This window comes from Salinibacterium sp. VpJ6, assembly GCF_059767345.1.
In genome coordinates this window covers 1,250,077-1,271,914 of the sequence record NZ_JBSOQL010000001.1, presented here as the reverse complement: position 1 = coordinate 1,271,914, position 21,838 = coordinate 1,250,077, and the positions used below count along the sequence as shown (strand labels likewise).

The 21,838-nt window shown below is 62.4% G+C and carries 23 protein-coding genes; 11 read left to right on the top strand and 12 right to left on the bottom strand.

Features of this window, described 5'->3' with window-relative positions:
* Positions 1-28: 28 nt before the first annotated feature.
* The 3 genes from lysS (at position 29) to ACWTV1_RS06250 (ending at position 2,018) form a co-directional block, all read left to right on the top strand.
* A complete protein-coding gene (lysS, locus tag ACWTV1_RS06260; protein ID WP_498504544.1) occupies positions 29-1,528 on the top strand; it encodes a lysine--tRNA ligase in 1,500 nt (499 codons plus the stop codon).
* An 8-nt stretch (positions 1,529-1,536) separates the two neighbouring features.
* Positions 1,537-1,713: a hypothetical protein gene (locus ACWTV1_RS06255; protein ID WP_341619107.1), complete on the top strand. Its 177-nt coding sequence runs from the start codon at positions 1,537-1,539 to the stop codon at positions 1,711-1,713.
* Positions 1,714-1,811: 98 nt separating this feature from the next.
* Positions 1,812-2,018: a hypothetical protein gene (locus ACWTV1_RS06250; RefSeq protein ID WP_498504543.1), complete on the top strand. Its 207-nt coding sequence runs from the start codon at positions 1,812-1,814 to the stop codon at positions 2,016-2,018.
* Here ACWTV1_RS06250 and ACWTV1_RS06245 read toward each other — a convergent pair.
* From ACWTV1_RS06245 to ACWTV1_RS06215, 7 genes are all read right to left on the bottom strand, one after another.
* Positions 2,015-2,488: a GyrI-like domain-containing protein gene (locus ACWTV1_RS06245; RefSeq protein WP_498504542.1), complete on the bottom strand. Its 474-nt coding sequence runs from the start codon at positions 2,486-2,488 to the stop codon at positions 2,015-2,017. The genes ACWTV1_RS06250 and ACWTV1_RS06245 overlap by 4 nt on opposite strands.
* 61 nt (positions 2,489-2,549) lie before the next feature.
* The gene (locus tag ACWTV1_RS06240; protein ID WP_498504541.1) at positions 2,550-3,506 is read right to left on the bottom strand and encodes a pirin family protein; all 957 of its coding nucleotides are present in this window, start codon (positions 3,504-3,506) and stop codon (positions 2,550-2,552) included.
* 24 nt (positions 3,507-3,530) lie between these two features.
* Positions 3,531-4,700, bottom strand: coding sequence for a peptidase C39 family protein (locus tag ACWTV1_RS06235; protein WP_498504540.1), 1,170 nt, complete (start codon positions 4,698-4,700; stop codon positions 3,531-3,533).
* Between the two features lie 41 nt (positions 4,701-4,741).
* Positions 4,742-6,427, bottom strand: a complete 1,686-nt coding sequence (locus tag ACWTV1_RS06230; protein ID WP_498504539.1) for an ATP-binding cassette domain-containing protein — start codon at positions 6,425-6,427, stop codon at positions 4,742-4,744.
* A complete protein-coding gene (locus tag ACWTV1_RS06225) occupies positions 6,424-7,281 on the bottom strand; it encodes an ABC transporter permease (RefSeq protein ID WP_498504538.1) in 858 nt (285 codons plus the stop codon). Before ACWTV1_RS06225 ends, ACWTV1_RS06230 begins: the two co-directional genes overlap by 4 nt.
* Positions 7,278-8,267 (bottom strand): ABC transporter permease, encoded by a 990-nt coding sequence (locus tag ACWTV1_RS06220; protein WP_341619119.1) that lies wholly within the window; start codon positions 8,265-8,267, stop codon positions 7,278-7,280. Before ACWTV1_RS06220 ends, ACWTV1_RS06225 begins: the two co-directional genes overlap by 4 nt.
* Positions 8,268-8,270: 3 nt before the next feature.
* A complete protein-coding gene (locus ACWTV1_RS06215; RefSeq protein WP_498504537.1) occupies positions 8,271-10,943 on the bottom strand; it encodes an ABC transporter substrate-binding protein in 2,673 nt (890 codons plus the stop codon).
* Between the two features lie 123 nt (positions 10,944-11,066).
* Here ACWTV1_RS06215 and ACWTV1_RS06210 point away from each other — a divergent pair, with 123 nt between their 5' ends.
* Complete coding sequence (locus ACWTV1_RS06210) at positions 11,067-12,140, top strand: hypothetical protein (protein ID WP_498504536.1); 1,074 nt, start codon at positions 11,067-11,069, stop codon at positions 12,138-12,140.
* Between the two features lie 12 nt (positions 12,141-12,152).
* Here ACWTV1_RS06210 and ACWTV1_RS06205 read toward each other — a convergent pair whose 3' ends face one another.
* Both ACWTV1_RS06205 and ACWTV1_RS06200 read right to left on the bottom strand, forming a co-directional pair.
* On the bottom strand, positions 12,153-12,386 hold the full coding sequence (locus ACWTV1_RS06205; protein WP_498504535.1) for a helix-turn-helix domain-containing protein: 234 nt from the start codon (positions 12,384-12,386) through the stop codon (positions 12,153-12,155).
* Positions 12,386-13,003 (bottom strand): hypothetical protein, encoded by a 618-nt coding sequence (locus ACWTV1_RS06200; RefSeq protein WP_498504534.1) that lies wholly within the window; start codon positions 13,001-13,003, stop codon positions 12,386-12,388. Before ACWTV1_RS06200 ends, ACWTV1_RS06205 begins: the two co-directional genes overlap by 1 nt.
* Before the next feature lie 143 nt (positions 13,004-13,146).
* Between ACWTV1_RS06200 and ACWTV1_RS06195 the strand changes: the two genes are divergently transcribed.
* From ACWTV1_RS06195 to ACWTV1_RS06165, 7 genes are all read left to right on the top strand, one after another.
* Positions 13,147-13,431: a hypothetical protein gene (locus ACWTV1_RS06195; RefSeq protein WP_498504533.1), complete on the top strand. Its 285-nt coding sequence runs from the start codon at positions 13,147-13,149 to the stop codon at positions 13,429-13,431.
* A gap of 3 nt (positions 13,432-13,434) precedes the next feature.
* The gene (locus ACWTV1_RS06190; RefSeq protein WP_498504532.1) at positions 13,435-14,004 is read left to right on the top strand and encodes a hypothetical protein; all 570 of its coding nucleotides are present in this window, start codon (positions 13,435-13,437) and stop codon (positions 14,002-14,004) included.
* 164 nt (positions 14,005-14,168) lie between these two features.
* A complete protein-coding gene (locus ACWTV1_RS06185; RefSeq protein WP_100388107.1) occupies positions 14,169-16,646 on the top strand; it encodes an ATP-dependent Clp protease ATP-binding subunit in 2,478 nt (825 codons plus the stop codon).
* A 112-nt stretch (positions 16,647-16,758) separates the two neighbouring features.
* The gene (locus tag ACWTV1_RS06180) at positions 16,759-17,262 is read left to right on the top strand and encodes an amino-acid N-acetyltransferase (protein ID WP_100388108.1); all 504 of its coding nucleotides are present in this window, start codon (positions 16,759-16,761) and stop codon (positions 17,260-17,262) included.
* Positions 17,263-17,288: 26 nt separating this feature from the next.
* Complete coding sequence (locus ACWTV1_RS06175) at positions 17,289-17,906, top strand: hypothetical protein (RefSeq protein WP_498504531.1); 618 nt, start codon at positions 17,289-17,291, stop codon at positions 17,904-17,906.
* A gap of 12 nt (positions 17,907-17,918) precedes the next feature.
* Entirely contained in the window at positions 17,919-18,344 is a 426-nt protein-coding gene (locus tag ACWTV1_RS06170; RefSeq protein ID WP_498504530.1) for an SseB family protein, read from the top strand.
* Between the two features lie 206 nt (positions 18,345-18,550).
* On the top strand, positions 18,551-19,666 hold the full coding sequence (locus ACWTV1_RS06165) for a DUF2510 domain-containing protein (protein WP_498504529.1): 1,116 nt from the start codon (positions 18,551-18,553) through the stop codon (positions 19,664-19,666).
* Positions 19,667-19,759: 93 nt separating this feature from the next.
* On the opposite strand, the gene radA is transcribed toward ACWTV1_RS06165, so the two are convergent.
* From radA to ACWTV1_RS06150, 3 genes are read right to left on the bottom strand one after another with little or no spacing between them, the layout of a single operon-like run.
* Positions 19,760-21,115: a DNA repair protein RadA gene (gene radA, locus ACWTV1_RS06160; protein ID WP_100388112.1), complete on the bottom strand. Its 1,356-nt coding sequence runs from the start codon at positions 21,113-21,115 to the stop codon at positions 19,760-19,762.
* Between the two features lie 31 nt (positions 21,116-21,146).
* Positions 21,147-21,479 carry a metal-sensitive transcriptional regulator gene (locus tag ACWTV1_RS06155; RefSeq protein WP_498504528.1) on the bottom strand — a complete coding sequence of 111 codons (333 nt, stop codon included), beginning with the start codon at positions 21,477-21,479 and terminating at the stop codon, positions 21,147-21,149.
* Between the two features lie 2 nt (positions 21,480-21,481).
* Positions 21,482-21,784 (bottom strand): rhodanese-like domain-containing protein, encoded by a 303-nt coding sequence (locus tag ACWTV1_RS06150; protein WP_498504527.1) that lies wholly within the window; start codon positions 21,782-21,784, stop codon positions 21,482-21,484.
* Positions 21,785-21,838: the final 54 nt, after the last annotated feature.

Genomic DNA, 21,838 nt, shown 5'->3' with positions numbered 1-21,838 from the left:
CGTCGCTATCCCGGCTACGATTGAAGGCGTGAATGACGCTGCTAACGCCCCCGAGCCCACTGAGGCCGAAGTTTCTGAGCAAAAAGCCGTTCGGTTAGAGAAGCGTCAGCGACTCATCGATTCGGGCGCTGAGGCGTACCCGGTTGGCGTCGCTATCACCACGAGCATTCCGGCCGTGCGCGAGAAGTACCCGTCGCTTGAAGCGGATGAGACCACCGGCGATGTCGTCGGTCTCGCGGGTCGTATCGTGCACCTCCGCAACACGGGCAAGCTGTGCTTCGCCTCGCTGCAGTCCGGCGACGGCCAGCGCATCCAGGTCATGGTTTCTCTCGGCGAAGTGGGCGACGAGTCGCTCGCACTCTGGAAAGAACTCGTTGACCTCGGCGACCACCTCTTCGTGAGCGGTGAAGTTATCTCCAGCCGCCGCGGTGAGCTTTCTGTCATGGTCAAGGAATGGAAGATTGCCGCCAAGGCCGTTCTTCCCCTGCCCAACCTGCACTCCGAGTTGAGCGACGAACAGCGCGTTCGTAGCCGCTACCTCGACCTCATCGTTCGCGACCAGGCCCGCTTCACGGTGCGTGCTCGCGCCAAGGTCAACGCCAGCCTGCGCGCCACGTTCGCCGCGCACGACTACCTCGAAGTCGAAACGCCGATGCTGCAGACGATGCACGGTGGAGCATCCGCTCGCCCCTTCGTCACGCACTCCAACGCCTTCGACACCGAGCTGTACCTGCGCATTGCTCCCGAACTGTTCCTGAAGCGTGCCGTTGTCGGTGGCATCGAGCGCGCCTTCGAGATCAACCGCAACTTCCGCAACGAGGGTGCTGACTCCACGCACTCGCCCGAGTTCGCAATGGTCGAGGCGTACCAGGCTTACGGCGACTACAACCAGATGGCCGACCTCACGCAGGAGCTCGTACAGAACTCCGCCGTGGCTGTCACCGGCTCGACGCTCGTCACACTCTCGGACGGCACCGAGTACGACCTCGGCGGCGAGTGGGCGCGTATCTCGATGTACGACTCCCTCAACGAAGCAGCTGGCCTGAGCGTCACGCCGCAGACGTCCGCTGACGAGCTGAAGGTGCTGGCGGATGCCGTCGGCATCGAGGTCACTCAGCCCACCCACGGTAAGTACGTCGAAGAGCTGTGGGAGCACTACGTGAAGCCGGGCCTCGACCGCCCGACGTTCGTCATGGACTTCCCCGTCGACACGAGCCCGCTCGTGCGTGACCACCGCACCATCGAAGGCGTCGTTGAAAAGTGGGACCTCTACGTTCGCGGCTTCGAACTGGCTACCGGCTACTCCGAGCTCGTTGACCCCGTTATTCAGCGCGAACGCTTCGTGGAGCAGGCTCTCCTCGCCAGCCAAGGCGACGTCGAAGCCATGCGCCTCGACGAAGACTTCATCCGCGCTCTCGAGCACGGCATGCCCCCGACCGGTGGAATCGGTGTTGGTGTTGACCGCTTGCTGATGGCCATCACGGGCCTCGGCATCCGCGAAACCATCCTCTTCCCGCTGGTTAAGTAAGCACGACAATGACTGACCCAGTGCCCAACGAGACTCCGGATGCGGCTGAAACGCCGGATACGGCTGAGTCTCCGAAGAAGTCGACGATCACCCCCATGCGCATTGCGCTCTGGGTGCTCGTGGCGGGCGCTGGACTCTTCATGGTGCTCACCGGCCTCGTTGGCGTATTAGTAAAGGCTCAGTAGTGGATCGCAAATCATCGCGTCTCATCATGACTGTGACTCTCGTGGGACTTGTCGTACTTATCGCCATAGTCACCCTGGTCAACGGTTAGGCTAGAAACGTGCCTCAAGAATTCTGGTCGAACGCGATCTTTTCCGTCATCCCGACGATCGCTGTTGGCGTGATTTTCTGGTTCGTCATGGCAGCGATCATTCGCTCTGACCGTACCGAGCGCAGCAGCTACGCCAAGATCGAGGCACAGGAGCGCGCGAAGATCGCCGCGAACCCCGATGCGCTTGCTCCGGCTGACTCGCTAACTTCGAACTAGTTTTCCACAATCGGCAGACAGAGTTCGCACTCGTCACGAGCGCGGGACGCTGCTGCGTACCGTTCGACAATGGCGCGTGGCAGGTCGAGCGTGAGCCCGTTGTGCGCAAGCGCAGGAAATGCGGCGGCCCACCCATTCGCAAGGCCGTCTGCGGTGTGCTGCAACGTTGCTATCGCGTAGGCCCTACCAGCGAGGCGTGTGCTTTGGTAGGTTCTTGCGTCAACAGCAGAGAGTTCAGGTAGGGCCACGTCGGTGACGATCGCAGCGTCATAACGACATAACGCTGGGGGTGTCGTCGAGGGGCCATCGTGGGTAATTCCGAACACGACAGCGTCCTTTGTCAGCAGGCCGAGCTGCCGTGCCCAGCGCTTGAGTTCCTCGATCTCGATCTGGTTGGGGGGGGCGTAAGCACAGGTTCGTCGGCGACTTATGGCGCTGTGTGGTTTCCAATACTCCCGGCTCAACTTCATGGCAAAGCTCCTTGGGCATTGGTTCGGCGGCCGACAAACGGGGCAACTTCTTTCCGCGAGGTCAATCGCGGGGCTTCAGCCTGATCGTCGGCAATTCAGGGGCGGGCAGTGGATGCCCGTCAAAGTTGGCCACGGTGCCGAAGCGTCCAACGGGGTTGCCGCCCTCAATCACGTCGGCCTGCCATTGCGCGCGGAACTTCACGATCTCGTCGTGACTGCGCCCGATGAAGTTCCACCACATGACGATGGCTTCGCCGAGCGGTTCGCCGCCGAGGAGCAGGAGCCGGGCATCCGTCGTCGCCGTGATAGTCAGTTCGGTGAGGCCGGGAGCGAGATACGCCAGGTGATCGGTGGGGGTCGCAACGTTCGCGATGGTTACGTCGCCGGCATCCACGAGCACGCCGTGTTCGAAGCTGGCTTTGAGAGCGAGCGTGATGCTGGTGCCGGTGGGCACGTCGAGCTGCGCGCCAAGAAGCGGAGAGAAGACACGGGCAGGCGATTTCACGCCGGCAAGCTCGCCGATGAAGACGCTCACCCTCGCACCCTGGTGCTCGAAGGGTGCCGGTGCGTAGTTCTCGAAAGAGGGAGCCGTATCGCGGTGGGCGTTCGGCAGGGCGACCCAGAGCTGCGCGCCGTGCAGCATCGTCGGCTCGGCGGGGGAGACCTCCGAGTGCGAAATGCCGCGACCGGCCGTCATGAGATTCAACTCTCCGGGCCGCACGGTCGCGAGACTGCCGACGCTATCGCGGTGCTCGATGTCGCCAGCGAAGAGCCAACTCACGGTTTGCAGACCGGTATGCGGATGCGGGGGCACGTGCATCCGCGTCGTCTCTGGCCCGTAATGATCGACGAAGCACCACCCGCCGATGAGCGAGCGGGAACGCTGCGGCAGAGTACGTCGCACGTTCATCGCACGGGGACCACCGAGCGGAACCTCGCGCGGAGTAAGTAACTGCACACCAGCGCCCTGCTGCGTTTCGCACAGCACTTCGGCGGGGTTCTTCTCAGTGTTACTCACGGCGGCTCCTCACCTCAGTGAGTGCTAGCGTGCCACAAAAATGACCCCGCGATAAGGGGGATCACCGAACGCCACCATCTGGTCGAGCACCGCGATCGAGACGGGCAGATCGTGGGAGTCGACCCAGGTCTCGCCCTGCTCGGCCGTGATCCAGGGGTCGTTGAGCAGAACGGTGTCGCCCTTCACCGAGTGCGCCACGACCCAGTGCGGCGTCGAGGCATCGTGCATGGGTTCTTCTTCGATCAAGAGGATCGCGAGTTCGCCACCGGCCACGCGTTCGGTGATCTGTTGAATCGACAGCGGGGCCGTGTGCTGCTGGATGCCGCGGCTCGCCGCTTCGACTCGAGACTGCTCTTGCAGCTGCTCGCGGAACGTGCGCTCTTCGCCCTCGTAGGTCTCGAGGAGTGTCGGTTCGGTCGTGTCTAGATGCAGCTCAAGACTGATGGCGGACGCCGACTGCGCGATCACGTCGTGAACCGCCACTGCGAGACCGAGGGGCTCGCAGGCGGGGAAGTTGGTGGCGGAGCGCCAGAAGGCGAGTTCGCGCTCGCGGGCATCCTCGTCTTCGGTGTCGGCGAAGGGTTCAAGGCCTAGGTGGCTGAGAGCCGTCATGGCGGCAACCGCACCACACGTGAACAGCGTGGTCTGGCCGTAGTAGCGCAACTGCTCGTGCGGCCAGCCGCCGTGCCAGAGCGCGAAGCCGCGAACGCCCTGAGTGCCGTCCGCCGAGGAGATCGGGGTGCGCAGCTCGGTGAAGCCGAGGTCGGCGGCGAAAGCCGGGAGCTCTGCGTCGAGCGGGAGCTGCCACTTGAGGGCGGCGTCGCCACGCTCCGCGGAAGCCGCGATCAGTTCGCCGAGAAGACTCTGGGCGGCAGCATCGCTGTCGGCCCAGAGGTCAACGAGCTTCGTGTAGCGCGTATTCGGGCGCCCCGAGGTGAGGGCGGCGGCGTTGCCGGTGGGGGAGTCGAGCATCCACACCCGAGGGTTATACGGCTCGCGATCGCGCTGCCATTGAGCGGCACGCTCGGTGCCGAGAGCGCCGAGGAGGTGCGCGGGAAGCTCGGCGGGCGAGAGCCGAACGGTAGCAGCGCCGATGGTTGCAGCAGCGACAGCGTCAACGGCAGTACTCACGGCAGCGTCGGTCGTGTTCGAGGCGGCAGAGTCGGCAGAGTCAGCAGGAGTGGAGGTGTCCACGGGGTCCTTTCGGGGCGAGTCGGGCGCTTGTGGCGCCGAGCTCAGTGAGTGGGTGCTTCGTGAATCGACGCTGCAACGAGCGCCTGAGTGTAGGGATGGGTCGGGGCGTTGAGTACGTCATGGCACAGGCCAGACTCAACGACGTCGCCGTGGCGCAGCACGTAGACGCGGTCGGCGAGCTGACGCACCACCGCGAGGTCGTGCGAGATGAACAGGATCGAGAGTCCGAGTTCGACGCGCAGCTTGGCGAGCAGATCGAGAATCTGCTTCTGCACCGACACGTCGAGCGCCGACACCGATTCGTCGCAGATCAGCAACTCGGGCTGCACGGCGAGAGCGCGCGCAATGGCCACGCGCTGACGCTGACCACCCGAAAGCTCAGCCGGTCGTTTGCGTGCGAACTCGAGCGGCAACTCCACCAGTTGCAACAGGCCGTTCAAGTCGGATGCCGGACGACCCGCCACGCGCAGCGCTAACTTCAGCGACCGCCCGACACTGATCATCGGGTTCAGCGACGAGTACGGATCCTGAAACACGATCTGCATCTGCTTGGGCGTGCGCGAAGCCCGCCCCGGCGCAAGCGCAACACCGTCAAAAGCGATCACGCCGCTCGACTCGCGCTCGAGTCCGGCGATGCAGCGCGCGATCGTGGTCTTGCCCGAGCCGCTCTCGCCGACGATGCCCACGGTTTCGCCGCGGCCCACCGTGACGCTCACTCCGTGCAGCACGGTCTTATCGCCGAAGCTCTTCGTGACGTCGGTCGCGACTACGAGATCCCCGGCGCCTACGCCGGTCGCCCCGTCGCCGCCCGCTCGAGCACCGGATGCCGCACGCACGACCCCAGCCGAGCGATCAGTCAGCGAGGGGTCGGCTTCGATGAGCGCCCGAGTGTAGGGGTGGCTTGGCGCATTGAGCACGGAGCTCGTGACACCGCGCTCCACGATTTCGCCGTGGCGCATCACGAGCACGTGTTCGGCGCGCCCGCGGACCATGCCGAGGTCGTGGGAGATGAGCAGGGCAGCCATGCCGCGCTTCTCTTGCAGGCCCCGAAGGAGGTCGAGAATCTCGCCCTGGTTGCTCGCATCGAGAGCCGTGGTCGGCTCGTCAGCAATGAGCAGTTCGGGGTCGGTGGCGAGGGCCGCCGCGATGGCAACCCGTTGGCGCATTCCGCCGGAGAGTTCGTGCGGGTACGCGCGGGCGACATCCGCGGGCAGGTTCACTTCGGCTAGACGCTGAGTCACCAGTTCGGTGCACTCGGCCTTGCTGAGGCGGGTGGCGCTCGCGGCCTGAATTGTCATCGCGATTTGGGTTCCGCAGCGGTGCACGGGGCTCAAGCTTGTGAAGGGGTCTTGCAGCAGCAACGAGATGCGGCGACCGCGGGTGGCCCGCCAGACAGCATCTGTAGCGGGCAGTTCGATGGTGGCGCTCGATAGCACGATGGTGCCGCGCGCGCTGAAGCCGGCGGGCAAGAGCCCGGCGATAGCTTTGGCCGAGAGCGTCTTGCCCGAGCCCGATTCGCCGATGAGCGCGAGGGTCTCGCCTGGCGCGATGGAGAAGTCGAAGGGGGCGACAACAACGCCAGCCGGCCCGTCCATCGTGAGCCCGGTAACGGCCACCTGAGTGGTCGAGTCGATGCCCGATGCTGAGCCGATAGCCAGCCCGGCGGCCGAACCGGCAGCCACACCGGCACCCGACGCGGGCACGTTCGTCATGCTGGTCTCGGTCATGAGCGTCCCGTTCGGGTCAAGATTTGGCCGAGCCAGTCACCGACGAGGTTTGCCGCGGAGGCGACGCCGATGATGAGCAGAGCCGGAATGAGAACAGCAGCAGGATTGTCGATCATGATCGAGCGACCGTCAGTGAGTTGACGCCCCCAGTCCGCCGTACCCGGGGCGACGCCGACACCCAAGAACGACAGCGACGAGAACGCCACGAGGGCGAAGGCCACGTTGAGCATCGAGTTGGTGATGATGAGCGACGAGACGTTCGGCAACACTTGCGTGAACATGATGCGGGTCTTGGAGAGCGACAGCATTTGGGCCGCCTCCACGAATGGCCGCGCGGCCTGCTCCATGACCCCGGCGCGCACAATGCGGATGTCCGAGGGCGAGAACAGCAAGATCAACAGCAGCACGGTCATCCAGTAGCCAGCGCCGAAAACGCCCGCGACGACGATGGCGGCCAGTAGCAGCGGCAGCGAGAACAGCAGATCGGTCCAGCGGCCAATGATGAAGTCGATCGGCCCACGAAGGTAGCCCGACACCGTGCCGAGTAGAATGCCGAGCAGTATCGACCCGAGAGCGACACACACCGGGCCAACGAGGGCGGATGACGCTCCCGCGATCGTCAGCGCAAGCACGTCACGGCCGAGTTCGTCGGTGCCGAGAAGGTGACCGGGGCTGCCCGGAGGCAGCAAGGAATCGAGAATCGATTGGGCCGTGGCATCCGGAGCGATGAGGTTGCCGAAGATGGCCAAGAACGTCACGAGACCCAGCAGGGCGATGGAGACCCAGACGGCGACCGGGTGACGACGACGCGACCGGGGTGTTTTAGCTAAGACGATAGCTTCGGTGCTGCTCACTGTGCACCCTCCTTAGCGCGGATGCGGGGGTCGAGAAAGATGTAGGCGAGGTCGGCCAACAGTGCGATGGTTGCAATCGTCACGGCCACCAGCAGGGTGAGCGCTTGCACGACGGCGATGTCTTTGAACAGCACCGAGCCTTGCAGCAGGGTGCCGAGTCCGGGCAGCGCGAAGGTCGTTTCGGCGAGCACGGTGCCGCCGACGAGGAAGGTCAGTACGAGGCTGGCGCCGGTCACGATCGGGATGGCGGCGTTGCGCAGGGCGATCATATGCACTTGTCGGTCGGGCAGGCCCCGCGCGCGACCAAAGGTCACATAGTCACTGTCGAGTTCGCGCAGCATGGCGGTGCGGGTGAGCTTGAGAATGATCGCGCCGAGCCCGAGCGCCAAGGTGATGGCGGGCAGCACGAGGTGCCAGAGGGTGTCGAGGCCACCGTCGCCCGATCCGTAGACCGGGAAGATCGGCAGGTAGAACGCGAAGACATAGAGCAGGAGAAGGCCGACAGCGAAGGTGGGGGCGCTAAGGCCGACGATTCCGAAACCGGTTGCGAAGCGGTCGATCCAGCTTCCCGAACGAACGGCGCTCTGCACGCCGAGGGGGATCGCGACAATGAGCGCGAGCACGAACGCGAGTCCGCTAAGAGCAGCGGTGATTCCGAGGCGTGTGCCGATGACGTTGGAGACTGAGTCTTGCAGTCGAATGGACTGCCCGAAGTCTCCCGTGAGGGCGTTGCCCAACCAGATCAGGTACTGCATGTAAAGCGGCTGATCGAGGTTGTACTGAGCCCGGATGGCGGCCACCGCTTCAGGAGAGGATGGCCGATTGCCGAGCAGGTTCTTGACGATGTCGCCGGGGGCGAGATGCAGCATCGAGAACACGATGATGGAGAGCACCAACAGAATTCCGAGGGTGCCGAGCACGCGCACCACGAGCATGCGGCCCAGGGGCCGAGCTCGTGATGCGCGTGCGATCGGGGAAGTGGTCACTGATTATCCAGCAGGAGTAAGCAGGGTCGGCCACGACGAGATGAACGCGAATGAGCTGTAGCTGCTCATGTCGATGTTGTTCGAGAACGCGGTTGCTGATTGTCCCCACCAGAGCGGAACACTGATGACGTCCTCTGCCTGCAGCGTCTCGGCCTCGATGAGGAGGTCGATGCGGGCGCTCGGGTCAGTCTCGGCGCCGACGCGCTCGAACAGCGAGAGAACTTCGGGGTTCTCATAGTTCGAGATGTTGTAGTCGCCGAGCATGTAGGTCGAAACCTCTGCTGGGTCGCCGAGGGTGGAGAAGTACCACATGAGGCCAACGCCGTAGCTACTGTCTTGCTCGAGGCTCGCGAGCCATTCCTCGATCGGAACTTCACGAACATTCAGAGTGATGCCGATCTTGGAGAGGTTCTCGGCGAGCGACTGGGCAGCGGTGCCGAGCTGCTGTCCCGTGGAGGGGAACAGCATGTCGGTCTCGAAGCCATCCGGGTAGTCGGATGCGGCGAGAGCGTCAGCAGCGGCGTCAAGGTCGAAGTCGTACTGCGGAATCGTCGAGAGCAGGTCGCGAGCATCGTCAGCGCTGTAGACGCTGCCGAGCGACTCGGGAGTAGCGATGGCGGTGGCAACTTCGCCGTGGCCTCGCAGCAGCTTGTCGACGATGGTGGTGCGGTCAACGCTGTGAGCGAAGGCCTCGCGCACCTTGGGGTCATTGAACGGCTCGAGGGCGGTGTTGAAGTACATACCAACGTACGAGAGGTCGTTCACGTAGTCGACGCGCATGCTGTCGAGGTCTTCCCACTGGCTGGATTGTGCCAGCGGAACGTTGAACGCGATATCGATGTCGCCAGACTGAGCAGCAAGCAAGCGCGTGCCCTCATCCGGAATGAACTTCACGTTGATGTTCTGCACTTCGGGAAGGTCGCCCCACCAGCTGTCAACGCGCTCGAAGTTCACGTGCGAGTCGGGTACGAACTCGGTGACCTTGTACGGGCCCGAGCCGAGAAGCAGGCTGCTGCTCGTGCCCACTTCGCCGTTGTTTTCTTCCCAGAACTTCTGCGAGGTGATGAAGGCGGCGCCACCCGTGCTCATGTTGGCGGCGAAGGCCGAGTCGGGGGCGGAGAGGGTGATGGTGACCTCAAGGTCGCCCGTCTTCTCGACGGTGTCAACGCCGCCCAAGTAATACGAGAGGCCAGGCGAGCTGGTTTCGTCGCGTGCCTGCTCCAAACTGAAGACGACGTCGTCGGCGGTGACCGGGGTGCCGTCTTGGAACATGGCATCGTCGCGCAGTTCGTAAACGTAGGTCACGTCATCCGGCTGGTCCCATGATTCGGCGAGGCCCGGCTGCAGGGCACCGTCGGCGTCGATCGAGACGAGGCCTTCTTGAGTGATGGAGGCGATGTAGTAGTTCAGGATGCCACTCTCGGCGCCCACATAGAGGCTCGAGAGGGAGCCGGGCAGAGCAACCGTGATGGTGTCGATGTTGCCGTCGCCGGTCGGAGTACTTGACGTGGCACAGCCAGCGAGCAACAGTGCGGAGGTGGCCACCGCGACGGTAGACGCCCGAGCCCCCTTAGCCAGGGTGGAGTTAGTCGATCTCATGCGAAGTTCGTGCCTTTCGGTGAGCGTTACAGGAGGTGTAAAAGGAGAGGATGCAAATTTCGCGCGTTGGAGGTGCGAGTGCTGTGACAGTGCCGCGCGATCACTGCTGGTTTTCCGGGCCACCTCGCGCATGGCCAGCAGCCGGAGGGCCACTGCGATGCTTGGAGTGTCGGCGGAGTCGTCGAGCGTTGTCGCATAGATGCGTCGACGAAGCTTGGGCTGCAACTCGAGGGCGACAACGCCGTCGGGCAGGCTAGTGGTGGCAATCGCGAGTTCTGACAGAAACGTCACGCCGATTCCGGATGCCACGAGCGCGAGTGCTGCGCCGGTCGTTGTCACATCGTGCCGCAGCGTGGGCTTCTCGCCGAGGGCGGTCGCGACGGCAACAAGCTGCTCAGTGCAGGTAGCCGGGCCGCCGATCCACGTAAAGGGAAGAAGCCCCGCGATGCTCGCGGTGGTGCCCAGCTGGTCAGCAATCGCGCGCGGAACAATCGCGAGCACATTTTCGGAGAGTAAAAAGCGCGAGCGAAGACCATCGGCGCTCGTGTGCGAACTCGATGCCACCGAGTGGTCGCTCGTGTAGCGATAGTCAAGGGCGATGTCGGCGCGGCCATCGGCGACGGCGCTGAGGGCGGCATCCGGTGCGGCTTCGCTGAATTCGACGTGGATGCCCGGAAACTCACGATCGAGGCGCGACAGCAGTGGCGCGATGATGCTGGCAACGGCGGCCGGGAACGCGGCGAGACGAACGGAACCACGGTCGAGGCCGAGGTGAGCGGTGAGGTCGCTGGCTGCAGCCGTGATGGCGGCATCGATGCGCGGAGCGTGGCTGGCGAGCAGGGCGCCGGCTTCGGTGAGTTCCATGCCGCGCGGTGTGCGCGCAACGAGGGCGATGTTGAGGCGGGCTTCGCTGCGCTTGAGGTGCTGAGTGATGGCGGGCTGGCTGAAGCCGAGGCGCCGAGCGGCGGCGGAAACGCTGCCGGTGTCGTGGATGGCGACGAGGATGCGCAGCATGTGAAGGTCGAGCGCGCGCGTGAGTTCGTCGAGGTTGGCGGATTCGTGCGGTATGCCCTGCATAACGACACCTTATGGCCAAACAGCACCGGCATAACGTTACGGAATGATTAACTTTGGCTATGGGGCGTGACGCAACCCTTTCGGGGGCAGGCCGAATAGCGACCGGAAACGTACTCTTAAATCATGACAAGTTCTCGACGCCTGCCCGCACTTATCTCGGGCGCCGTAGCTCTTTCCCTCGTTCTGGGAGGTTGCTCACTAGTCGAGCAGGGGTCCGAACTTGTGACTTCGGCGGGTAAGGATGTGCTTGCACACGCCGCGATCGCTTCATTAGTGTCAGATCTTGAAGGGCTCGGTGGCGTGGTGGCGGCGAACTATGAACTCGAGACAGATACGCCTCTCGGCGATCTCGGCCGAATTGTGGTTACCGCTGCGTCGACAATTGATGACAGCCAGCTGGGGCGGCTCTCTGACACCCTTCGCGATGGCTTCGGCGCTATCGAAGAGGTTGCGGTAAAACCTCATGCCAGCGTGAAGTTTTCGGGGGACGCTGCGGGTCATATTGACTTGTGGGCGATGCCTGACACGAACGACTCCTTTGTCGAGAATGTCGAATTCTGGCGGGCTGCCTCTGCGGCCGTCGAGACTGAGCTCTGGGTCGAGCTCTTGGGGGATGGTGCGGGAGCAGTGGGAATGCGTTCGATCGCGATCCCCTACGAATCGGATCGCGATGAAGCGACTGATCTCGTGATCGAGAACTACGCCGCCCTTCGCGATGTGGCTGTTGTCGACGATGACATTCCGAATTACTGGCAGGTTGCGGGCATCCAGTCTTCGGAGCAGCTTGCGCCGTCGATGTTCGTCGAGCTGGTTAGTGATTTGCGTAAAATCATGCCCCTTTTCTTTTACCCGGTGGAGTCAGACGCCATTGCCGGAGATTCGGATTTTCCGGAAGGGTTTCAAGTTTCTTGGATGCCATCTGGCACTAATGAAGGGCTCGGGGCGGTTTTCGTCTCGAGCAATGAATACACCGATGACTCGCGGAGCGACGCCATTCGCGCTGCAGTTCGCACGAGCGAAATCGAGGGAGTCAACTTTCAATTCGCCACGGGTGATCGGGGTTTTTGGATGCACACTTCCGTCTGCAAGGGCTCGGTCGAGGCCACTGCCGATGATGACCTTTTCTTCGAGGGTGTCGCGTCCTCCGGCGCCAAGCTGCTCGATGGTGCAGGCCCCGGAGCGTGCTTTCCGAATTAGCTGCTGCGTTGCTTAGCGTTCAGCCGTCACGAGAAGCTCGCCGACTTCACATTCGAGCGCTGCGCACACCGCAAACAGCGTCGAGAAGCGGACGGCGCGAGCTCGGTCGTTTTTCAGAATCGACAGGTTCACGACGCTCACGCCCACAATTTCGCTCAACCGTGTGAGGGTCATCCCTCGCTGCTCGAGCAGTTCATCAAGCCGACAGTGGATGCCGGTGGCATCGTTCTCATCCGCAGGCGCCATCAGACGAGGCCGTCGGTCTCGCGCTGCAGGCGTGCACCGATCTGGAAGAAGTAAACTAGGACGCTGAGTCCCAAGACGGCGAGCCACGGAGCGGGGGCGAATACGGCGAGCACGTTGTTGTAGCTGTAATCGCTGAGGGTCGCGAAAGCGCCGTTCGTGCCCATCGTGCGAAACAGTAGCCCTAGGGCCCACCCGCTAATAGCAGCGACAACAAGGCCGTTCAGTAACCGGAGATTGTGCGCGCTGAAAACTTGGCCAGTTAGCAAGTTTCGAATCATGAGACACCCGAGAACGATCATGGTGATCGTGGCGAGCGCGGGGATAGCGTCTGCCAGCACGAGTGAAATGAGCGTGATGGGCGGCATTCCGGTCACATGGATGATGGCGGAATCGACTTCGACAAGGATTTCGGCGCCATCGGGGCCTATCGGCAAGCTTGCCATTTCGTCGGCGAATGGGGCGAAGACCGGAACTTCGACGTTGGGAACAATTTCGATGATGCGCTGGATCAACGAGACGAGCAGGGCCACTGCCGCTGCTAGCCCGAAGGCGATGACTACGAAGAAACCGTAGCGGTCACTTCGAGACGTTGCTGTCGCGGGGGAGGTTGTGGACATTAGTGCTTCCTAACGTTTTTCGATACTAACGATAAGCGTTAACATATTGCTTATCGATATGGCACGCAACCTTCATTGTGCGCCTCTCGAAGAGCTCTCTCGACTTGCGATCATGGTGGGCAGACGAAACGTAAGCTTGAGTCATGAATTTTCGTCGGCGCGTGACGAGCGTGGTGACGGCCGTCGTTTTGCTCGCGCTCGGTGGGTGCACTGCGCTCGGTGATGAGGTATCCGACCTCCGCATCGACGGGTTCTCCGAATCGCAGCAGCGCGATTTCATGGAAAGCCTCGGCGAGCTCAGGAGGATCCCGGGGGTGAGCGAGGTGTCGTGGACGGCAACTCCAAACCCCTTCTGGGAGAGCTTCGCGACGATCGAGGTGGGTGTTAGCGAGGCTTTCGCGGAGCAGCAATTGGGGGTCATCGCCTAGACCATGAATCAGTACGACGGCAACGGTGAAGGCCCTGGGCTGCCGATCTCGTTCACTTCTCCTGAAGGCAATCCCGCTGGTGCGCTCTCCGCAGCGGGCAACGGAGTGTTTGAGTTCTGGTCCATTCCGGGATTGCAGTCGTCGGGTTCGCTTCCGCCGCGCGAGGTGCTTAATCTTGCGGAGCGGCTCAGCGGCTTATTTTCGTTGCGCACCAATGCGTGGCTCACGGCTGAGCCTGACGACGGCGATAGTTTCCCCGAAGGAGCCGGGATTCGCTGGGATGCCGACCCCACAGCGCAGCAGGGCCGCCAAGTGGATCTACTTTTCTCGGAATACCACGAGGAAGATTGGCCCGCGATTGTCGCTGCTGCCGCGGCCTCCTCTCAACTCGCCGGGTTCCATTTCCAGCACTTCTCCTTCGACCGAGACTTCTCCTTCCGTACCTCTACCCGCGAGGGAACAGTCCAAAAGGCAGCTGACGATCAAGAACTCTTTGACGCGATCCAAGCGAGCGGCGTCACACTGTTGGATGGCGCAGCACCGGGGCAGTGCATCCCCGAGTTTTATGAGTGAGCGGGTGACATCCGTGCATCGGCTTGCGGGCCCCGGCGCGTGCAATCCTGAGCGCTGACTGCACACAGTCACGCCTAGGGCGAACAGCAGACTATTTCGCGATTTCTCTGGTTAGTCTCTTTACATCGGTACCGAATTCGTAGCGGTATCTAAGGAGTGAAGAGATGTTTGAGAGATTTACCGACCGCGCCCGTCGTGTAGTCGTTTTGGCCCAAGAAGAGGCCAAGATGCTCAACCACAACTACATCGGCACCGAGCACATTTTGCTTGGCCTCATCCACGAGGGTGAAGGTGTTGCCGCTAAGGCGCTTGAGTCGCTGGGTATCTCACTCGACTCCGTGCGGGAGCAAGTGCAAGACATTATTGGCCAGGGTCAGCAACAGCCGACCGGGCACATTCCCTTTACGCCGCGTGCCAAGAAGGTACTTGAACTGAGCCTGCGCGAAGCGCTGCAGCTCGGCCACAACTACATCGGCACCGAGCACATCCTGTTGGGCCTCATCCGCGAGGGTGAAGGTGTTGCCGCTCAGGTGCTCGTGAAGCTCGGCGCTGACCTCAACAAGGTTCGCCAGCAGGTCATCCAGCTGCTCGGTAGCTTCCAGGGCAAGGAAGCCGTTGCCGTTGGTGGCAACGAATCTGCGCCCGACAAGGGATCGCAGGTTCTTGACCAGTTCGGCCGCAACCTCACTCAGGCGGCTCGCGATGGCAAGCTCGACCCCGTTATTGGTCGCGAGAAGGAGATGGAACGCGTTATGCAGATCCTCTCCCGCCGCACCAAGAACAACCCCGTCCTCATCGGTGAACCCGGTGTCGGTAAGACTGCTGTTGTTGAAGGCCTCGCCAACGCGATCGTTGCTGGCGACGTTCCCGAGACGCTGAAAGACAAGCAGCTTTACTCGCTCGACCTCGGAAGCCTCATTGCTGGTAGCCGCTACCGCGGTGACTTCGAAGAGCGCCTCAAGAAGGTCACCAAGGAGATCCGCACCCGCGGCGACATCATCGTCTTCATCGACGAGATCCACAGCCTCGTTGGTGCTGGTGCTGCCGAAGGTGCCATCGACGCTGCCTCGATCCTCAAGCCGCTGCTGGCTCGTGGCGAGCTCCAGACCATTGGTGCGACGACCCTCGACGAATACCGCAAGCACTTTGAGAAGGATGCCGCGCTTGAGCGCCGCTTCCAGTCCGTGCAGGTGCACGAACCTAACCTGCCGCACACCATCAACATCCTCAAGGGACTGCGCGACAAGTACGAGTCGTTCCACAAGGTATCCATCACCGACGGTGCCATTGTTGCCGCAGCGAACCTCGCCGACCGTTACGTCGCCGACCGCTTCCTGCCCGACAAGGCCATCGACCTGCTCGACGAAGCTGGCGCACGCCTGCGTCTGTCGATCCTGTCGGCACCTCCCGAGCTGCGCGAATTCGACGACAAGATCGCCGACGTTCGCTCGCGCAAGGAAGGCGCCATCGAAGACCAAGACTTCGAAAAGGCCGCTAGCCTGCGCGACGAAGAGAAGAAACTGCTCGGAGAGCGCCTGCGCCTCGAGAAGCAGTGGAAGTCGGGCGACGTTGGCGCGAGCGGAATCGTGGATGAAGGTCTGATTGCCGAAGTTCTGGCAGCAGCAACCGGCATCCCCGTCTTCAAGCTCACCGAAGAAGAGTCCAGCCGCCTTATCTTCATGGAGAAGGCACTCCACATGCGCGTCATTGGCCAAGAGGAAGCCATCTCGGTTCTCTCCAAGACCATCCGCCGCACGCGTGCTGGCCTCAAGGACCCCAACCGTCCGAGTGGTTCGTTCATCTTCGCCGGTCCGACCGGTGTGGGTAAGACCGAGCTCGCGAAGGCACTTGCCGAGTTCCTGTTCGACGACGAGTCGGCCATGATCTCGCTCGACATGAGTGAGTACGGCGAGAAGCACACCGTTTCGCGACTGTTTGGTGCCCCTCCCGGATTCGTAGGATTCGAAGAGGGTGGCCAGCTCACTGAGAAGGTGCGCCGCAAGCCGTTTAGCGTTGTGCTTTTCGACGAGATCGAGAAGGCTCACCCCGACATCTTCAACTCGCTCCTGCAGATCCTCGAAGAGGGTCGCTTGACCGATGGCCAGGGTCGCGTGGTGGACTTCAAGAACACCGTCATCATCATGACCACCAACCTCGGTACCAAGGACATCACCGCTGGCCCCATGGGCTTCCAAGTGGAAGGCGACTCTGCAACGACCTACGACCGCATGCGCGGCAAGGTCGTTGAAGAGCTGAAGAAGCACTTCAAGCCTGAGTTCCTCAACCGTGTTGACGAGACCATCGTCTTCCCGCAGCTGAGCAAGCCTGAATTGCTGCAGATCGTTGACCTCTTCATCAAGCGACTCTCCGAGCGCATGATGGATCGCGACCTCACCGTCGAGATCACTGTTCCCGCCAAGGAGCGTCTCATCGAAGTCGGGTTCGACCCCGCCCTCGGTGCTCGACCGCTTCGCCGCGCCGTGCAGCACGAAGTGGAAGACGCACTCAGCGAGAAGATCCTCCACGGTGAGCTCAACGCCGGTGACCACGTGCACGTTGACTTCGTTGACAACAAGTTCGTGTTCGTCACGAGCCGCCAGCCCGGTCTCCCCGAAAAGGAGCCCGCCGAAGTCGAGGCCTAAGCCTCCGACCTTGCCACCGCGGCATTAGCCACACGACAGCGGCTGCACGACACCTCCGGGTGTTGGGCAGCCGCTTCGTCGTTAACGGCTCCCTGAGCGGTACCGTTATGGCGTGACCACCTTCAGCATCCGCCCGGCACGAACGCACGACGTACGGGCCATTCAGGGCCTTATCGAGCCACTGGTGAACGAGCGCATTCTGCTCGGCAAAGACCTCGTGGTGTTTTACGAGGCCGTGCAAGAGTTTCGCGTCGCCGTTGCGCCCGATGGCTCAGTCATCGGATGCGGTGCCCTTCACGTGATGTGGCAAGACTTGGCCGAGGTGCGCACCCTTGCTGTTGCCTCCGAGTGGCTCGGCACAGGTGTCGGCCACGCGCTGCTCGATCAGATCGAAGCGGATGCGCGTGCGCTGGGGCTTGAGCGACTGTTCTGTCTCACGTTCGAGACCGCCTTCTTCGCTCGGCACGGCTTTGAACCGGTCGAGGACGAAATCGTTGATCCGACGGTATTTGCCCAGTTGGCGCTCTCTCCTGACGAGGGTGTGGCCGAATTTCTTGATCTTTCCCGCGTAAAACCCAACACCCTCGGCAACACGCGCATGCTGAAGCACCTTTAGCGGCCTCAGACGTTTAGCCTTGCGGTATGTCGACGTTTAGGAATCCGGTCGGCCCGCAGTCAAGCAGCGTCTACTGGCGCCGGCGCTTGATCGTCGGGCTAGGGCTCCTTGCTGTGATCGCGATCATTCTGCTGATTATCTTCGGCCCGAAGGCATCGACAGACCCTGCTGCCACCTCTGCGAGCACCGAGCCATCGGCTGCGGCATCCAGCTCTCCAGCGGCTACGGATGCCTCCGGATCAGCAATCTGTGACCCGGCCAAGCTCAGCCTCGAAGCGGTCACCGACTCCTCGAGCTACGACGAGGGCCAGAACCCTCAACTGTCGTTCTCGCTCAAGAGCACCATGACGGAACCCTGCGTAGTTGAGGCAGGCAGCGACATCCAAGAGTTCGTAATCACCAGCGGTGACGACGAGATCTGGAACTCCAAGCACTGCCAGACCGCCGGCGAACCGACCACCGTCGTGCTGCAGCCCGGTGTGCCCGTGCAATCAAGCTCCATCGAGTGGGATCGCACCCGCTCGGCAACAGACACGTGTGAGTCAGACCGCCCCGTCGTAACGGCCGGTGGTGCCAGTTACCACCTCGAAGTTTCGGTCGGCGACATCAGCTCTGAGAGCACCAAACAGTTCTTGTTGAACTAACCCGGATAGGTCATGGCTTCTTCAACCTCCGCGGCGCAGAGCGCCGAATTCAGTTCCCCTATGCTCGCGCAGGCTCTTGAAGCTGGTGACCCTATGTCGGTCGCCCTCGCGCTGCGCAACGACCGCGTTATGGTGCCCATTCTCGTCGACGTCAGCAGTGGCGAGGATGCTGCGGAGGGCGCTGAGCCTCAAGTGCGCGTGTTCCGACGGGGCGAGGCTGACAAGTACATGCTTCTGCTGTTCTCCTCGGTCGATACCTATGTCGCGATGCTTCCCGAGGAAACCGACCACCAGGTCGTGGCGTACCGGGCGGATGATTTGCGTGCCTTTTTGGAGACCAATAAGGGCGTTTTGGAGTCGGTGTGGTTCGACGTCGCGGGCCCGCACACGATGCAGGCGTCCCCCGATGACATCGTGGATGCCCTCACGCTTTCGTGACGAGCGTCGCCAGAGCATCGCTGTGGCGCAAATTGCACGATGCTCGTTTGGTGAGGGTGTTCACCCAGTTCAGGGGACAGAGAGCCCAAAATAGACCATTTTGGGCCATTTTCGGCACTCTTTAGGGTTACATCCAGACTCACGCCAACATCAATGTTATAAACAGGCCTTTCTATCCCCCGTCTGTGCCAGTTACTCTGTTCCACGTGGAAGACAACAGTTTCGGTGTGCCAGCGGGATGGTACCCAGACCCTCTGGGCTTGCCCCAGTTGCGCTGGTGGGATGCCCAAGCCTGGACTGAGCACACCTCAGATGCCCGTGCCCCTATCGTTGTGCAGCCGTCAGCGACCAAGCTGGCCTTTGCGGATGACGACGATGAAGACGACTTCAACGATGACATCGGCGGGTACCCTTCCCGACGTGCGCAGCGCGATAGTGAGCGCGACAGTTCCGCTGACTTCTTGGTCACAGAGACTCGTAGCGAGCCGGAGCCGGAGACCGCACCCGTTCACGACGAGCTAAGCGCACAGCCGCTGCTCGCGATGACACTGCGCGAACTCGAAGCTCCCGTTGATGAGACTCGTGAGGCCGAAGAGCCTCAACTGCTTCCCAAATCGGCCACCGCTCACGCGAACACGATGCCTGGTGCATCCACGCTGAGCGCCTACGCCGAAGAAGAAGAAGCTCCCGAGCGCGAGATTCGCCAACACCGTACCTACAACGCGGCTGTCTGGCTCATCGCCATCCTGCCTCTCGTGCAGCTGTTGAGCGCCATGTTCCTCATCGCAGGCGCAGGCCTTGGAAACAACCTGCCGCTACTCCTCGTGGTGTGGGTCGCGCCGTACATCGTGGTTCTCGGTCTTGCCGCCTACGACAACCTCTTGCTTCAGGTGTGGGGCCACGAACGCCCCGCGAATGCAGCTTGGGCGTTCTTGACTGCACCGGTCTACCTCGTGATGCGCGGTATCCGCACAATGCGCGAGACCGGTAAGGGCATCGCCCCGATCGCTACCTGGTCGGCAACTCTCGTCTCGCTCGTGATCGGAATGCTGATCCTTCCGGGTCTTATCATTTCGCTCATTCCGCAGACCTTCAGCACTCAGATCGAGGATTCGATTCAGGCTCAGGCGGCAACGCTCGGCGCCAACATCGAACTCGACTGCCCGGCAACTCCGCCGGTTCTTATCGGTGACACCTTCACGTGTCGCGCAGTGAAGCCAGAGAATGGTCAGCGCGACTCGATCCTGGTGAGCTTGCAGCGCGAGAACGGCTGGATCAGCTGGCGCGTAGAGGACTGGGGTCTCTGGACCCTGTTCGGCTAGCCACTCGGCTTCCACGGCTTCAGTCGCAACGGCGGCTCGTCTTCGGATGAGTCGCCGTTGCTTCGTTAAGTGCGGCTGGTGGTGCCGTGCGCTCTAGAACTCGGGGATCTGCACGCGCTCGTCGGTGGCGCCAGCGAAAGCGAGGCGCAGTGCTTCACGCACGTGAGCGGCATCCGAATCAATCACGGTGCTGAAGCCCAGACGGGTGGCTTCTGCGCGGCGCTGTTTAGACGACGACGCGGGGCGAATCTCGCCAGCAAGACTAATCTCGCCGACGACAGCCATCGTGGCTGAGTACGCTTTGTCTTTGTACGCGCTGGCGATGGCGAGAGCAATGGCGAGGTCGGCGCCAGGCTCAGTGACCCGGATGCCGCCCACCGTCGAGACGTAAACGTCGAACGTGGAGAGCGGGATTCCCGCTCGCCGCTCGAGTACCGCCAGCAGCATGGCCACGCGCGAGGCGTCAACGCCGTTCACGACGCGTCGCGGCTGCGGGGCTTGGGATTTCACGATGAGTGCCTGAACCTCCACGGGGAGGGCACGTCTGCCTTCCAGCGCGATCGTGACGCACGTGCCGCTGACGGGTTGACGGGCGTGCGAGAGGAACAGGCCACTGGGGTCAGAGACTTCGGCGATTCCTTCGCCGGTCATCTCAAAGCATCCGACCTCTTCGGTGGAGCCGAAACGGTTCTTGTGCGCGCGCACGAAGCGCAGCGCGGTCTGGCGGTCGCCTTCGAACTGCAGCACGACATCCACGAGATGTTCGAGCAATCGGGGGCCGGCGATGTTGCCATCTTTGGTGACGTGGCCAACGAGCAAGATGGGCAAGTTCTGGTCTTTGCTCACGCGGATGAGCGTGGAGGCCACTTCGCGCACTTGCGAGGGACCGCCGGCAATACCCTCGGTCGCGGCGGAGGCGACGGTCTGCACCGAGTCCACGATCACGAGCTGGGGTTTGACGTGGTCGATCTGGCCGAGGATGGTGCCGAGATCAGTTTCGGCCGCGAGAAAGAGCGAGGGGTGCAGGGCGTTGGTGCGCTCGGCCCGCAGCCGCACTTGGCTCACGGACTCCTCGGCGGTCACATAAAGCACGCGCTGGCCGGATGCTGCTGCCCGCGACGCGACCTCAAGAAGCAGGGTGGACTTACCCACACCGGGCTCGCCGCTCAACAGGATGGCGGCCCCGGGAACAACGCCGCCGCCGAGCACGCGGTCGAACTCGGCGATGCCGCTCGGCCAGTGCGCGACGGACTCGGCACCGATCTCGGTAATGGAGCGCGCGCCGCTGGCCTCAGAGACCGCGACGGTCGAGACCCGCTTGGTGATGCCCGTGGCCGCACCAGCATCGGTCACGGTGCCCCACTGCTGACATTCGCCACAGCGGCCTACCCATTTGATGGAGGTCCAGCCGCACTCAGTGCAGCGAAAATTACTTACAGCTCGGGCCATAGTTCAAGAGTAGGCGGCACGACTGACACCGCTACGCGAGCGTCAGGAAGAGCTTCTCGATGTCGTCTTTCGTCATGCCGTCGTGGCTGCCCTGGCCATCGGCGTCTTCGGTTGAGCACGACTGCAGAGCATTGGCAATGATCATGAAGCCGGCGCGGTCGAGAGCCTTGCTCACCGCCGAGAGTTGCGTCACGACATCCTTGCAATTCGAGTCGGCGCCCATCGATTCAATGAGGGCGCGAAGTTGTCCCTCGGCACGCTTGAGGCGATTCATGATCTTGCGCATGGCCTCTGGATCGTGGCCAGCATCGGCAACGACTGCCGTGGAATCCGCGGTGCCGGTGGCTGCAGCATCCGTTGTCATGATCAGTTGCCCTTCGTGACGGGCAGGCCAGCGTTACGCCACGCTGACGTTCCGCCCTCAACGTTGACGGCGTCGAAGCCCTGAGTGTTGAGCCATTCGACGGCTTGTGCACTGCGGCCGCCGCTTTCGCAGATGACGTACACGGTTTCGTCGCGGTCGAGTTCTTCGACCCGGGCAACGAGTTCTCCGAGCGGAATGCTCGCGGCAGCGGGTGCATGCCCCGACACGTATTCAGCGGGTTCGCGCACGTCGATGACGACGGGGTTGGTGAGTTCGGAGAGCGTGTGCGTGGTGATGGTGTTCATGAAATTCCTTGCGAGTGATGAGGTGAGTGAGGTGGGTGAGAGCGAAAGCGGGGG